The organism is Paenibacillus sp. FSL R5-0908, assembly GCF_038006245.1.
Taxonomy (GTDB): domain Bacteria; phylum Bacillota; class Bacilli; order Paenibacillales; family Paenibacillaceae; genus Paenibacillus_AQ; species Paenibacillus_AQ odorifer.
Genome location: NZ_JBBOUV010000001.1, coordinates 3963863 through 3977656, shown reverse-complemented (window position 1 = coordinate 3977656; position 13794 = coordinate 3963863). Strand labels below are relative to the sequence as shown.

At 43.6% G+C, this 13794-nt stretch carries 13 protein-coding genes; 2 read left to right on the top strand and 11 right to left on the bottom strand.

Translation table 11 applies throughout. The features are described from left to right. Positions 1 to 25: 25 nt before the first annotated feature. From MKZ09_RS18025 to MKZ09_RS18005, 5 genes are all read right to left on the bottom strand, one after another. Positions 26 to 973 (bottom strand): ABC transporter substrate-binding protein, encoded by a 948-nt coding sequence (locus MKZ09_RS18025; RefSeq protein WP_076201247.1) that lies wholly within the window; start codon positions 971 to 973, stop codon positions 26 to 28. Positions 974 to 1022: 49 nt separating this feature from the next. Continuing rightward, a complete protein-coding gene (locus MKZ09_RS18020) occupies positions 1023 to 2048 on the bottom strand; it encodes an NAD(P)/FAD-dependent oxidoreductase (protein WP_076201249.1) in 1026 nt (341 codons plus the stop codon). Between the two features lie 25 nt (positions 2049 to 2073). Then, entirely contained in the window at positions 2074 to 3384 is a 1311-nt protein-coding gene (locus MKZ09_RS18015) for an NtaA/DmoA family FMN-dependent monooxygenase (RefSeq protein WP_076201251.1), read from the bottom strand. Between the two features lie 208 nt (positions 3385 to 3592). Next, the gene (locus MKZ09_RS18010) at positions 3593 to 4399 is read right to left on the bottom strand and encodes a helix-turn-helix domain-containing protein (RefSeq protein ID WP_076133122.1); all 807 of its coding nucleotides are present in this window, start codon (positions 4397 to 4399) and stop codon (positions 3593 to 3595) included. Between the two features lie 193 nt (positions 4400 to 4592). Next, a complete protein-coding gene (locus MKZ09_RS18005; RefSeq protein WP_256719134.1) occupies positions 4593 to 4859 on the bottom strand; it encodes a HesB/IscA family protein in 267 nt (88 codons plus the stop codon). A 161-nt stretch (positions 4860 to 5020) separates the two neighbouring features. Here MKZ09_RS18005 and MKZ09_RS34475 point away from each other — a divergent pair, with 161 nt between their 5' ends. Both MKZ09_RS34475 and MKZ09_RS17995 read left to right on the top strand, forming a co-directional pair. Further along, on the top strand, positions 5021 to 5548 hold the full coding sequence (locus MKZ09_RS34475; RefSeq protein ID WP_076133123.1) for a DUF1036 domain-containing protein: 528 nt from the start codon (positions 5021 to 5023) through the stop codon (positions 5546 to 5548). Positions 5549 to 5994: 446 nt separating this feature from the next. Next, on the top strand, positions 5995 to 6807 hold the full coding sequence (locus MKZ09_RS17995) for a class I SAM-dependent methyltransferase (RefSeq protein WP_076201253.1): 813 nt from the start codon (positions 5995 to 5997) through the stop codon (positions 6805 to 6807). Positions 6808 to 6899: 92 nt separating this feature from the next. Here the strand turns inward: MKZ09_RS17995 and MKZ09_RS17990 are convergent, their stop codons facing one another. The 6 genes from MKZ09_RS17990 to MKZ09_RS17965 form a co-directional block, all read right to left on the bottom strand. Then, entirely contained in the window at positions 6900 to 7091 is a 192-nt protein-coding gene (locus tag MKZ09_RS17990) for a hypothetical protein (protein ID WP_076130505.1), read from the bottom strand. Between the two features lie 128 nt (positions 7092 to 7219). Then, complete coding sequence (locus MKZ09_RS17985) at positions 7220 to 7483, bottom strand: hypothetical protein (RefSeq protein WP_081394139.1); 264 nt, start codon at positions 7481 to 7483, stop codon at positions 7220 to 7222. Positions 7484 to 7639: 156 nt separating this feature from the next. After that, positions 7640 to 8227 carry a DUF1349 domain-containing protein gene (locus tag MKZ09_RS17980; RefSeq protein ID WP_076201255.1) on the bottom strand — a complete coding sequence of 196 codons (588 nt, stop codon included), beginning with the start codon at positions 8225 to 8227 and terminating at the stop codon, positions 7640 to 7642. 138 nt (positions 8228 to 8365) lie between these two features. Beyond that, complete coding sequence (locus MKZ09_RS17975) at positions 8366 to 9376, bottom strand: phosphotransferase enzyme family protein (RefSeq protein ID WP_076201257.1); 1011 nt, start codon at positions 9374 to 9376, stop codon at positions 8366 to 8368. A gap of 161 nt (positions 9377 to 9537) precedes the next feature. Beyond that, entirely contained in the window at positions 9538 to 11367 is a 1830-nt protein-coding gene (locus MKZ09_RS17970; protein ID WP_076201259.1) for an RCC1 domain-containing protein, read from the bottom strand. A gap of 53 nt (positions 11368 to 11420) precedes the next feature. After that, positions 11421 to 13775, bottom strand: a complete 2355-nt coding sequence (locus MKZ09_RS17965) for an exosporium glycoprotein BclB-related protein (RefSeq protein WP_081394140.1) — start codon at positions 13773 to 13775, stop codon at positions 11421 to 11423. Positions 13776 to 13794: the final 19 nt, after the last annotated feature.

Genomic DNA, 13794 nt, shown 5'->3' with positions numbered 1-13794 from the left:
TGCAATCGGATTTTGTAATATAAATTTATTGTTCAGACGCCAATTGCAGAAAATGATCTGCAGCCAAACGGACAGCCAGAATACTTGCGCTATTGAGTGAGTTATCAAAGATAAGTACATGATTGTTTTTCACTGCTTCCAGTGAGTTCCACACGTTCGAAGTTTCCTTGTCCTTGATGGCTGCCTTTGCGATATCCATATCATGCTGGATAATAATATAATCAGGATTCATGCTGTATATCCCCTCCAGAGAAAGTGCCCCTCCCTCTTCAGGATATCCCTTCGGTGGCAACAACCCAAAGCCTACAGTTTGATTGTAGTACATTGTGTTTTTAGAGCCTTGCGCATTGAAATTGGCTTTTCCGTCGACCCGTAGTAAAGCAAAGGTTTTATTCTCAAGACTACTTAACTGTTCTTTTGTTTTTGCAATCATTTCCTGGGTTTCCTTAATGGTTTGTTCCGCTAATGTCTCTTTACCAACAATCTGAGCACACAGCATCGCCGTTTTTTCCCAGGTATCGGTGTAGTCAATTAAGATGACTGGTGCAATCTTATTCAACTCTTCATAATTGCTATCAACAGAACCCTTGAAGGTTACAATCACATCTGGCTTGGCATCCATGATCATTTCCAGATTCGCATTGCTGCTGCCCAAATCAATAATTTCAGCAGTTCCAGCGTAGGGCTGTAACGTAGCAAAATCCTTCATAGCTTCCGCTGCGTTGGTTGATGCGATTGGAGGCGTATCTAGAGCAAAAAAGTAATCTAAATACAAGGGATGCAAAACCGCTATACGCTCAGGTCGTGTCTTGAGCACCACTCCATTGTCGCTGGCATCCGCAATTGTTCTTGGCCATCCCGCTTCTTCGATCTTGCTGGCATCTGGTGTAGGCGTGACTGAAGTTTCGGAACATCCAGACAGTAATCCTGCAAGTATAATTAAGGATGCAATCCATCCATATAGTCTTTTCATTTGGCTCCCCCTTGAGTTGTTATCATTACTGTCTGTATAAATGCTTCATTTAATCACGGTTTTTCTGCGTGAACAGGTCATTATGTGAAGACACCATCCCGGATGAATTAGCCTCCGGTGTGATGTATTGTTTGGCTTGGTTTACCGCATTGGCAGCATCCTGGAATGCCCCCGCGATCAGGTGCAATTTCCCATCATGATGTAGAACATCACCTGCCGCATAAATACCCGGCATGGATGTCCCGCTCATTACTGAGCCTGAAATCCGGTGTTCCCACAGATCCATTTTAATTTCACTGTTCACCAGCAGTTCTTTGTCGCGCTCATAACCGTGATTAATGATGACCTCATCGACAGACAGCTCAAATGCCTCTCCGTTGTCATTACTTTTCAGCAGTACAGTCCCTATTCTTTCGTGATCCGGTGTGGCAATCAACTTTTCGATTGAAGAATTTAATAAGCACTCTACGCCATTGTTTGCCAAGCGTGAAATATCTGCTTCGTGCCCCTTTAAGTTCTCTTTCCGGTACGTCAGAAAGACCTTTTTGGCAATCGGAGCCAGTTCATTCGCCCAGTCAACAGCAGAATGACCGCCTCCCGAGATTAGGATAGTCTTCTCTTTAAATCGGGCAAGTGACTTCACCGTATAATGCAAATTTGTGATTTCGAATCTTTCGGCACCCTCGATTTCAAGCTTGATCGGCTTCAGAATGCCTCCTCCAATGGCTAATATGACAGTTTTAGTGAAATGCTTCCGGTTTGCGGCTGTGTGTAAAATAAAGTAACCTGTTTCATCTTGCGAGATGGATGTGACCTTTTCATTAAAGGCAACCTCCGGTTGGAAAGTCATCCCTTGACCAACCATTTGTTCAATAAGCTGCGAGCCAAGAATAGGCTGTAAGCCTCCCACGTCCCAGATCATCTTTTCCGGATAGACATGCACCTTGCCGCCAAGCACAGGTTGGAATTCTATGATTTTGGTTTTCATTTCACGGAGTCCGCTATAAAATGCAGCAAATAATCCAGCCGGACCGCCGCCAATAATCGTAACATCAAACAAATCCTCTTCATGCATCGTTCAATCGCCTCATTTCTCTTTTTTAAATCCCTAAATGCTCACGGAAAGTGCTACCCGTATATTCGCTCCGGAATAAGCCGCTCTTAACCAGCTGCGGTACCAACTTCTCAAAAAACAGCTCCATAGATTGTTCTGAACCGCCTGGCAGGGCGATGAAGCCATCTATAGCTCCCGCTTCAAACCGTTCAATAATATCGTTCAGCACATCCTCGACTGTCCCGACAGATACCCAATGTGCAGATCCGACAACCTCCGGCCTGTCCAAGATTTCTTTCACTGTAGGCTGGGTTTTGATCATATACCGCCGTAACAATTCGGCATGAGTCCGGCTGCGGACGGCCTGACTGGAATCGGGTAACATATCGGCAGTTACTCGCTTATCTAAGGGATAACCGCTTAAATCAAGACCCAGCACCGATTTGAGTGAAGCATGTCTGCGTTCAAGGCTTAAATTCGCATGTGCAGCCTTATGTAATTCAAGTGCTTCTTCGCGTGTATCGGCCAGGAAAAAATATAAGCCCGGCAAAACTTTGATAGCATCCGGAACACGACCCTGCTCAGCCGCTCTTCTTCTCAGATCATTCCTTAGTTCCACTCCCGATTCGATATCCGGCATTGCTGCAAAAATAGCATCAGCTACAGATGAGGCAAAATTCCGTCCAATATCCGAAGCACCAGCTTGGAATAGCGGCGGCGTTCCTGACTTGTGAGCAGGCAAAGTAAGTGGCCCTTTTACACTGAAAAATTCCCCAGAATGATTAATGGCAGTGATTTTATCCTTATCCGAAAACATACCTGACTGACGGTCGATAACAATCGCTTCATTCGGAAAACTCTCCCAAAGCTTGCGTACAACATCCGTGAACTCCATAGCCTTGGCATATCTTTCTTCCGGTGACGGCATAGGTGAGTCGCTGAAATTATCGGCGCCTTCAATAGAAGTGACAATATTCCAGCCGGCGCGTCCATTGCTCAGCCAGTGTAAGGACTGCAGCTGCCTTGCAACAACATACGGCGGATTAAAAGTAGTGGAAATCGTCGTTACCAGGCCGATTCGCTCGGTTTCACGAGCTATCGCTGCAAAAAACAATGCAGGATCTGGGCTGCCGAAATTTGAGGAATCTCCTAACATCTGCGGGCTAACATACAGATAATCAGCCCTGAAAAGAAAATCGAGCTTTGAATTCTCAGCCATTTTTGCCAAATCAATATAGTAATCAATAGTCTCCATCTTCTCTACTCCGCTATCCGGGTGCCGCCAGCCGTCTCCTTTCATCCAGGTTGCATTTAAGGACAGGCCAATACATAATTGTCTTGGTCTTTTTTCTGTCATATCTACCAGCCTTTCATTTATAAATCAATTTACTGATAATGATTCTCAGTTACAAAGGTGAGTTTATCAAAAATTTAAATAAATTCAAATGTACAAATCTCAAATCCAGCATGCATCATTATTTAATCTAAATAAAAAAAGTCTGCACTTCTGGCTTATCACCAGTAGCTGCAGACGTAATTCAAGTACAAGAAGCTCATTATGTACATTATTTATAGGCAGAGGGAGAAACACCGAATTTCTTTTTGAATAATCGGCTGAAATATAGTGGATTGTCATAACCAACACGGTCAGCAATCTCACGGATAGGAAAATTACCTGCTTTGAGTAATTCACAGGCCCGTTCCAAACGATAATTAACGACATAGTCGATTGGTCGTAGTCCCGTATATTTATGAAAGAGGTAAGAGAAGCGGTTGGCACTCATTGCATGCTGTTCCGCTAACTCACCGAGTGTAAGTGAATTCATATAATGAAGTTTAATATACGCAAGGGCTTCGTCTACCATCCTTTGATTCGGAGAACTATCGTTCTCTCTGTAACTGCACGCAATCAGAACCTGGTGCATCAGGCTTAAGAACAACTCCTTGATACGCAGCTTCCCAATCTCACCGGATGGATGGGTATTCTGATGGAGCATAATTAGTAATTCAATAATTTTTAGATTCGCCCCCGGCTCCAGCTTGAAATGAGAGTCAAATTCGTAAATACTATTTTTTTCTTCCGGCATATCCAATTTATAAAAAAGTGAGTAATACTCGAGCTCAGATTGTCCTATAACCTGCGAATCCATCTGCATGCCCGGAGCAGCATGAAAAACTGAGCCTGCCCGTAATTCATATACCGTTCCATTCACACGTATTCTGGCTCCCCCGCGAATGATAAATAGAAATCCATGCTTAACGGTGGTGAATTCACTTAATAAGCTTTTGGGCTGGATGACTAAGCGGCTTCTATTTTCTATTTCATAGACACCTTTAGTAAATGCCTTTGCTAATTTGTCCAAATTTATCAATGTTCTGCACCTGCTTCCAAACCCCATTCATTCTTAAATGGATCCAATGCTTTTTTGGATACTGCAAATGATATCATTCCTCTTCTCTCCTTTCTGCTGATTAATCACATTTTTTTATTTCGCCACGGTAATTGGCCATTCTAAAACTGGCTCCGCATCCACATGAAGCTTTTGCATTAGGGTTATTCATAGTTTATCCGCCTACCATTCCACTCTCTTCATAGTCAATTTCAAGACCGTCAATATACGGAATACTATTCGGGTGAACCAATATACTAAAATCTTTTTTATTTAAAATAATATCCTCTTCTGCTTGCTGCTCATCCACGACTAGGGTATAGGATAATCCACTGCATCCCTCTTCATCTACACCCACTCTTAGAAATGGATTTCGGATATTCGCACTTAATAAAATTTCGGCGATTTTATCTGATGCCTTATCACTGACCTCGATGATCATTGTGAACTCCTCCTTCGTTTCGAGAGCTCTCTTCTTAATTTATCTACCCTGGCTCTACACATGAGCAGCCCAATCGATTCGAAATTGTTTTCTTAATGTCCATTCCTTTCTTCTATTAAACTGCATACTTTATTCTATCAAAAAGAAAGGAGCTGAATGCAATGGGACTTAGTTTTCGTAATAGTACCAGTGTAACCATATATGTTGCCTTCGCATATTACTCCTCTGCAAGCTGTAATAAGGGCTCTATCCCCTTAATACCTTGGCCCAGCTGGTATGAAGCGGTTGGTTGGTACACAATTAATCCAGGTCAAACGGTAGAGGTATTGAATGGGGCAGTCAACAATCGTGAGATATATTACTATGCCGAATCTGCAGATAGGCGTCTTGTATGGTCAGGTGTTAACTATCTTACTCTACCGCAAAATGCTTTCAAACTTTGTGGTGGCGCAGGTTACTGTGCTGCTCCGCTTTGTAGAAGGCTTGGATTGAGAAAAATCAGTATTGGTAACTACAGAAATTACACGGTCAATATTGTATCCACTAGTATTCAAAGTCAATCTAAGTTTTCAAATGTCAACACGGCAGTTCCTGGTAAAAGGAAAAATGTTGGCCGGAGTACCTCTCCTATTAAAGGTCTTCGAGTTGTACGGCCTACTGCAGGCAGGAAATCTATCTCGAAACAATAGGCGAAAATTAGAACCATTCTTGGACTTTCTTATTCAGTCCAAGACTGTGTTGCTGGAAAAAATCGGTGGACTGGAGCCGGGAGATCCCGTTGACCCAAGAACTCCTACATATGGTGATTAAAAGTGATAGAAATCGTCGTTATCAGTCCGATTCGCTTGGTTTTATGGGCTATCCCTACGAAAACAATACGGAACTGGGCTGCCTAGATTAGAAGAAGCTAGAGGAGTAGATTTGTTTATGTTTATCCTTACTGTTTATTTGAGTGATATTTCACAAATGGGAAATTTAGCGGAAAGTTATGGATAGCTTTGTTCATGGGAAAATGGTAGATTATTCTATGGTTAATCCCTCAGCTTGTTCGTGTTCGATATATGTTATTGGGATTACGCGCAAGCCGGGAGATATGTTTAGGCTTATATAATCTATATTTGGGGCGGGTGTCTGCATGGACAAAAATTCTGGTTATAGAACAAACGTTATAGGCGCTGGTGAGGTTGGCATCGCCATCTCGGTCGATATGGATAGGAATACTATTCATGAAACAAACAGCTTATTTTGGGATACGAAAGGAAATGAAGTTTTAGGAGCTACTGCACTCCCTCTTTATGGAGCATTTGTATCGGAAGAACAATGCCAACTTTTTGGTGATGTCTCAGGTAAAAAGGTGCTGGAGATAGGCTGTGGAAGCGGTCAATCTTTGCAATATCTGGGGGAACGCAATGCATCTGAACTATGGGGTACGGATATATCGGAAAACCAAATCGAAAAGACTAGGCAACTTTTGACGGCGCACGGTCTTTCAGCAAAATTGAGCTGTTCTCCCATGGAAGAAGAATGTGGCCTGCCAGAGGATTATTTTGACTTTGTTTATTCGGTTTATGCCATAGGCTGGACAACTGACCTTGAGGGTACTTTTAGCCGGATTGCTTCTTATCTTAAAAAAGATGGATCATTTATTTTCAGCTGGTCTCACCCTATACACAAATGTGTTGTTGCAGAAAATGATATGCTTGTTTTTAAAAAATGTTATTTTGATGAATCTTGGTATTCAGTATCTCTTGACGAAAGTACGCTAACTTTATCAGATCGTAAATTATCAACCTATGTGAATGCGCTCTCTAAAGCGGGATTTGTTATTGAGCAAATGATTGAGCAATCTGATGACGAACTTATGCAGTCGCGGGACGATAGAAGCGATTTTGCAAAAAAAGCAAAGATGCTTCCTGTAACTTTTGTAATTAAAGCAAGAAAACTCTAGCATCCGATACTTATTGAACAACTTACAACGTAAAAATTATTTTTCTAAGCCGATCCAGAAAAGGATCGGCTTATTTGATAGCTTTTTTAAGATCAATCTTGTCTGTTCTCAACAGATTTCATGCGGTTTTGATCGTCAGGCACTCGGTCATTACTGAATTCCTGGCCTGCTTCTGCTTCTCCATGACCGGAAGCACTTCGGGCAAAATTTGTGAACTGCCTCTTCTGCTCATCCAGCTTGTGTTTGCTTTTAAGAAGCTCCTGCGGATCTTGATTTGTCATCATTATCACCTCGCAAAATAAATTCATGCTGTTTATTCGCACTACATAAGTTTTCCATAATAGGGCGGTGCTTATGCAAGATAAAAAAACTCCTGCTCACCATAAGCAGAAGTTTCTAAATGAATTTCTAGTTAACGAAAAATATCAATTATTTTATGCAAAACAAGGTATTCCAAAACAACAATCCCACCGCAAATGAGTATAAAAAACTGAAGTCTTGCCGTATTCATTCTATCCTTCCAATACTCTCCCCGGAATAATGAAATGATATTAGGTGTAAAAGTATGCCTAATCGATTCGCTATAATCATCATTATCCACGAAGAACACGCGAAACAAAAATTTATATACTGGAATATTTAAGAACAGTAATAAAATGATCATCACAAGATTCAATGTCCTCGCCTCCCAAGATCCAATTATCCTAATTTTACCACATGGATAACTGTAGAAATCGGAAACTGATGACAACTTTATAACCGCTCCATTAAAAAAGACCTTCCTTTTAGGAAGGCCCTTTTGAGTTATATTCACTTTCAGCTGCGTAAACGACTATTTATGCTCCAACCACTTACAATCTGTAATTTCCATTTCCGTGAAAACACCTTTAAATGAAGAATTCTCTGGGCTACAAGCATATAAGCCAAAATTTATTTCCTCATTCCCTTCAAACAAATGAAAAATACGCATCTGTTCAAATGTAGTCCCGTCCAAAGAGCTTTCAATACAGAAATCACTTTCACGTCGACTTAGTCTATAATACATAGTTTTAATGTTTGCATCGATATCTGTTGTTGCCCAATCTGAATATCCGTGATTTGTAACCACACTTCCAAGTCTTTGGAATTCCTCATTTTCATATTCTACCGATGCCTTGAACCAATTGTCACTGTCCTGATAGATGACTATCCCACACTGCTCGTATCTATGTGTACTATCATAATCTGTTCTTACTATAAATGAAAAATACTTCTCAGCAGTTTTCATTAACAGTGCAGGTGAATTATCATTTCTAAAACCATAATAAGTTCGTTGCCAAAAATCTGTATTCGGCATCGTTACAAATTCAATCCTGTTTTCTGAAATAGAATAATCATTGATTGGATTTATCCAAAAAAGCTGTTCTTTATCAAAGTTCATTGCTATACTCCTCACTTTTTATAAAGATTTGTCAACCATTTTCATTTGCCAAGATTCCAAATACAATTTAAATAGTTTTCAGCAGTTCATCCTAATAATACCATTTGAAAAATATAACGCACATCATTTTTAAATCTTTTATATTGAAATATCCAGAGAATTAAATAAAAAGGTTGTCCCGTTCACATAAGCTCTCAAAATCGCTTGAGCATATGGCTGCTCTTCAATCAAACCCTCGGTCTCAAGCGGATTCTCTGCATGAAAGCTATAGGCTTCGATTATTGCCATGACTAAGAAGCACTCTAGCTTCATTGTGTGTTCATCTTCAAGCTTCCTGATTCTCTGATATCCTTCGACGAAATAAGCTCTTTGTGTTGGGTATAATCCCATAATAGCCTGTGCTATATCATAAAGATGATAGCCGAAGCCACACCTGCCAAAATCGATAGGATACGGTTCATTATCCCGAAAAATGACATTTCCATTATGTAAGTCCGCGTGGATCATCCCATAATTTTGTTCATGTCTTGTGAACCTTTCGAGACATGTTGCCATTTTAGTGGCAGCTATGGAATACAACTTAAAATCCTCATCCGATATGAAATGTTTGCGATGTAGACTTAGGTGATTCCAGTCCCGTTTAAAGCTCAGTGCCCCCCAAGAAGGACGAGTAAAGCCGCTGGAAGGACTAAAATCAGAGCTGGCCTCATGAAGCTTTGCCATCAATGATCCGGTTTTACGGATGCCTTCCTCCGTTAGTTCACTTTTGTCAACATGCTTTCCCTCAACCCATCGCATTAAGCTCGAATAAAACCGTTGTCCGTCACGCGCCGATGTTTCCGTAATAAAGGCTCCTTCACGATTGATTACAGCTTCGGGCAATATGAGGCCCTTGCTCTTCAAAGCGAACAACCACTCAATTTCTGATATGGTTCCTTCGCGTTGTTTGTTATCCGGGTGAATGCGGAGCAAGAACTGTTCCCCTACATCGCTTACAATACGGAAGGTGACATGTTCGGATATTTGTATGAAGTGAATGGAGTTCCAGTCTATTTCATATTCCTGCAAAGCATGAAACGCCGCTTGCTTTACTTGCCTCAGAGTTCGGTGTCGGTTCTCCTCAGTATTGATCCGAAAGCCGTTATTCATTGCTTATCTCCTTTGTCTATCATACTTCCATCATTTTAACAGTCTAGACGGATAGCTGTAATGATAAAGAATGAATATGAAAAGAGTTTTCTCTTTTTGAATCACCTATAAAAATAGGGAATTCATTGCCACTTAGGCATGAAATTCCCTACTCTTCAAATCTAATTAGATTGTTCTACAAGTGAAATTGCAACAGGTTCTATGACATTAGTATAAGTGCCATCACCAAGCTGGGCTAACCCATTATACCCCCAGGTCAGCAAGGTTCCCTCCTCACTAACCGCACCGCCGCTCATATAACCTGCACTAATAGCGACGATACGAGTGCCAATGTTGAGCTTAGATGCGAGGGAACGCTCCGACTCAGTACTACCACCGAGCTGGCCCTCATTGTTCGCTCCCCATAGCCATACGTTTCCATCGCTTTTCAGAGCCATGCTATGTAAGGCACCAGCGGATACACTGATAACTGAACCAAGATCCAAGGCTTGAACGGGAGTATAATGATCTTCGGTTGTCCCATCCCCCAAGATTCCCTTAACGTTCGTTCCCCAGCTCCATACGGTTCCGTCTTTTTTCACTGCCATGCTGTGATAAAAGCCGGCAGCTACGGAAGTAACGCTGCTTAACTCAGCAACCTGCACGGGAGTTGAGCGATCGCTCTTTGTGTTATCACCGAGCTGACCGTAAGCATTGAACCCCCATGCATAAACCTGACCATCGTAGCTAACCGCTAGATTATGAAAGGCTCCGGCTGAGATCGATGCGATTGATTCCAAACCTGCAACCTGCACTGGTAATGCACTATCCTCGGTGGTTCCATCTCCAAGCTGACTATATGTGTTAAGTCCCCATGCCCACACCGTTCCATCGGACAATAATGCTAACGAATGCTGCTCACCTGCTTGAACCGCTATGACATTCACCAATCCAGGCACTTGCTGCGGCACAAGCTGGGGCTCCGACGTACCATTACCCAGCTGGCCCACGCTATTGCTTCCCCATGTCCAAACCGTTCCGTCCGTCGCGAGCGCGATGGAATGGTCTTGTCCAACGGATGTGGCGCTTATCTCCGGCAAGCCTATAATTCGCACAGGCTTATTACGAGCAATAGTTGTGCTATCACCGAGCTGGCCCTTCCTATTATTGCCCCAAGCCCATACGGTACCATCCGGTTGTACAGTCAATGTATGAAAGGAATTCCCGTTGCCCATGCTCATAATGGGGCCAACATTACTTACAACATCAAGTGTACTAACCTTCAACTCGTTACTATTTGCTGATTTGTTCCCTGCTTCGTCTATAGCTTGTACTAGAAAGGTATACTCCTGTCCAGGCTTCAAATCGACGGCCGTGTAGACCGTTGTACTAACCGTTACTTCTGCCAACAGATCAGAGTCCTTATATAGAACATATTCCGCAACTCCGACATTATCCTCGGATGGACTCCATGCCAAGCTAATGTTATCTGATGTGCGACTGAAAAGAGTTAGCTCGGGCGTACTCGGCGATTCTTGATCGGCTAGTGGGAGTTCCTCATCCTTCGTTGTTGATGGGTGCGCTTCCGCTGGAAGCGTACTTGCGATTAAAGGTGGACTTGTTTTTGACACGGGTCCGGATATGTTTACGGCTTGGACCGTAAATGTATAGCTCCGGTCGGAAACCAATCCCTTCACCGTATACTCCGTTAATTCGCCTGCATCGAAGGTATAGACCACATCGGTTATGCTAGGAATGGTAGACTCCATTAGATTTACCTTATAACTCACATCCGTGTTAGAGGTTCCCTCTACGGCATCCCAGGTAAGGCGAATACTCGTGGAGGTTGAATCGCTGACTGCCAGATTCGTTGGTGCAGCCAATAGCTTTACTTGTTCAAAAGAGCGTCCTTTTGCATCTCCTACAGACGGGAATTGAATGACGGATGGAAATATAAGAACTAACACCAACATTAAGCTCAATTTTTTTATCGGAAATAGCTTCCTTGCCATTTTCAATCACTTCCTATCAAATAAAATGGATGGTTCCTACCTCAAGTCTTGAATTACTTAATCTCAATTCCGGCGCTCGCATAACCTGTTAGTGTAGTTCTCAAGTCTAGACCCGCAGTTATGGTAGGGAACAGTACTAACATTAAGCGATCGCCAGCATGAACAGCCGTATTAAAGCCTGTGGATGCTCCGTTACTAGTAGATCCAGTAGAAATTATTCCTGTCAAACTAGGCAACAAGGTTACTGTTGGACCACTAATAGGTGTAAAACTGTTACTGTTACTTGCCGCTTTAAATAATTGTGCTTGAACGTTTACGGACGTGCCTACTAAACTCAAAGCTACAGTTGTGCTGAAGAAAGCATATATTGAAGTGATCGTACCATCACGTGGAACGATAAACGCCTGGTTGTATGGATCATTTGTAGGATTCGAACTATTACTTTTAGACAAATCTATTATTCCACCTGATATACTAGCACCTGAGAAGGAATTGCCAAATCCGAGCATCGCCACTGTGTTGTTTAATCCCCCGAGGGCAGTCGTTATGGTAATTGGTGCTCCTGAAGAGAATGGAATTATCGTTGATGCGCCAGATGCCCCGGTAGCTCCGGTTATCCCTTGAATCCCTTGTACACCCGTAGCTCCGGTTGCGCCAGTTACGCCTTGAATTCCTATTGCCCCTATGGCTCCGGTTGCGCCAGTTGCTCCAGTTGCTCCAGTTACCCCTTGAATTCCCTGAACTCCTTGGGCCCCGGTAGCTCCGGGTTCACCTTTAGAGACAAGCAGGGTAAAGTCGTTATTTATATCAGAAGGTACTCCAGATGGGTTGTTTATGGTAACGATGTAGATACTTCCTAAATAAGTAACGACTTGTCCTGCATGATAGGAAATCGCTGAACTAAACGGAGTAATGCTATCAAGACCAATGCCAGTTGCACCAGTCGATCCGTTAGCACCGGTTATCCCTTGGATACCCTGTGCACCTGTTACGCCAGTTGACCCCATCGCTCCATTAGCGCCAGTTACACCGTTAGCACCAGTCGCCCCATTTGCTCCGGCTGCTCCAGTAGCCCCGACAGCACCAGTCGCTCCATTAGCACCAGTTGCTCCGATTGCACCCGTAGCACCTACAGCACCAGTTGCTCCGGTTGCGCCAGTCGCTCCGATAGCACCAGTAGCTCCGATAGCACCAGTAGCTCCAACAGCCCCAGTAGCCCCGACAGCGCCAGTAGCCCCGGTTGCGCCAGTCGCTCCGATATTACCAGTAGCTCCAACAGCCCCAGTAGCCCCGACAGCGCCAGTAGCCCCGGTTACGCCAGTCGCTCCGATAGCACCAGTAGCTCCAACAGCCCCAGTCGCGCCGACAGCTCCGGTAGCCCCAGTGACACCTTGCGGTCCAATTGAACCAGAAGCCCCGTTTTGACCCGCTGCGCCGGTTGCACCTGTGTCTCCTTTTTCCCCTTTCGGACTAGTCTGACCTACAGCCCCTAATCCCAACACTTCAACGAAGGATGCCATTCCTCCATTATGAATGAGCGTCACCAAAGACCCCGTAGGAAACACTCCCTTGCCATTGTCCCCGAACAGAACAGATTTGCTATTGATTTCGAACTTCTCCGTCTGACCGCTGCTGCTCAAGAGTTCGATCGAATTTTTGGACATCGAGACGACAGAGCCATGGATAATCCGATCGGATACCTTGCTCGCAAATATTTCCGTCTTAGACAAGATAGCTGCAAACTCGGCGCGAGTAGCCGTTTGCTTAGGCTTGAAAGTATTATTAGGGAAGCCAGATATGACATTGCGGTTAACTGCGGCATTAATGTAGCCTGCTGCCCAGTCCGATGCGTCTGATGCATCTAAGAAACCTATGTCGCTATCCTTAAACTCGATGGCCTCGGATTCTTTGCCTGCGGCACGAATAATTAGACGTGTTATCCACTCTCGACTTGCTTGCTCTTTTCCCCAGATGACGGTGTTGGGTCTTACTTCCTCGCTTGGAATCACGAGGCCGATGTCAATCGCTTGTTGAATCCAAACAGTAGCCCAAGAATCTACGGTGAAGGGCAGGCTGCCGCTAGTAGCCTTAGGCTGCTCATATCCCATGAACCTTAGCGCCATAACAACCGCTTCCTGATTCGTGACTGGTCGGTTAGGGCTAAAGTTTCCGGAACCGTCTCCTTCGATTACCCCAAGCGCTGAAGCTTTAGTGATATACTGATATGCCCATGAGGTAGAGTCGACATCACTGTAAGCTGCTGCACTTGCCCGGGGTAGAAAACTACTATAAGCAGGGCTCAAGGGAGCAATTAACTGACTCATCAGAATAAATGCCATTGAACTCTTGTAAGCTAACCGCTTGCTACTTTTCTTGCCACTTGCTTTCGTCCTCTTCAATCTTGCCATTACTAAATCCCCCTCAAAT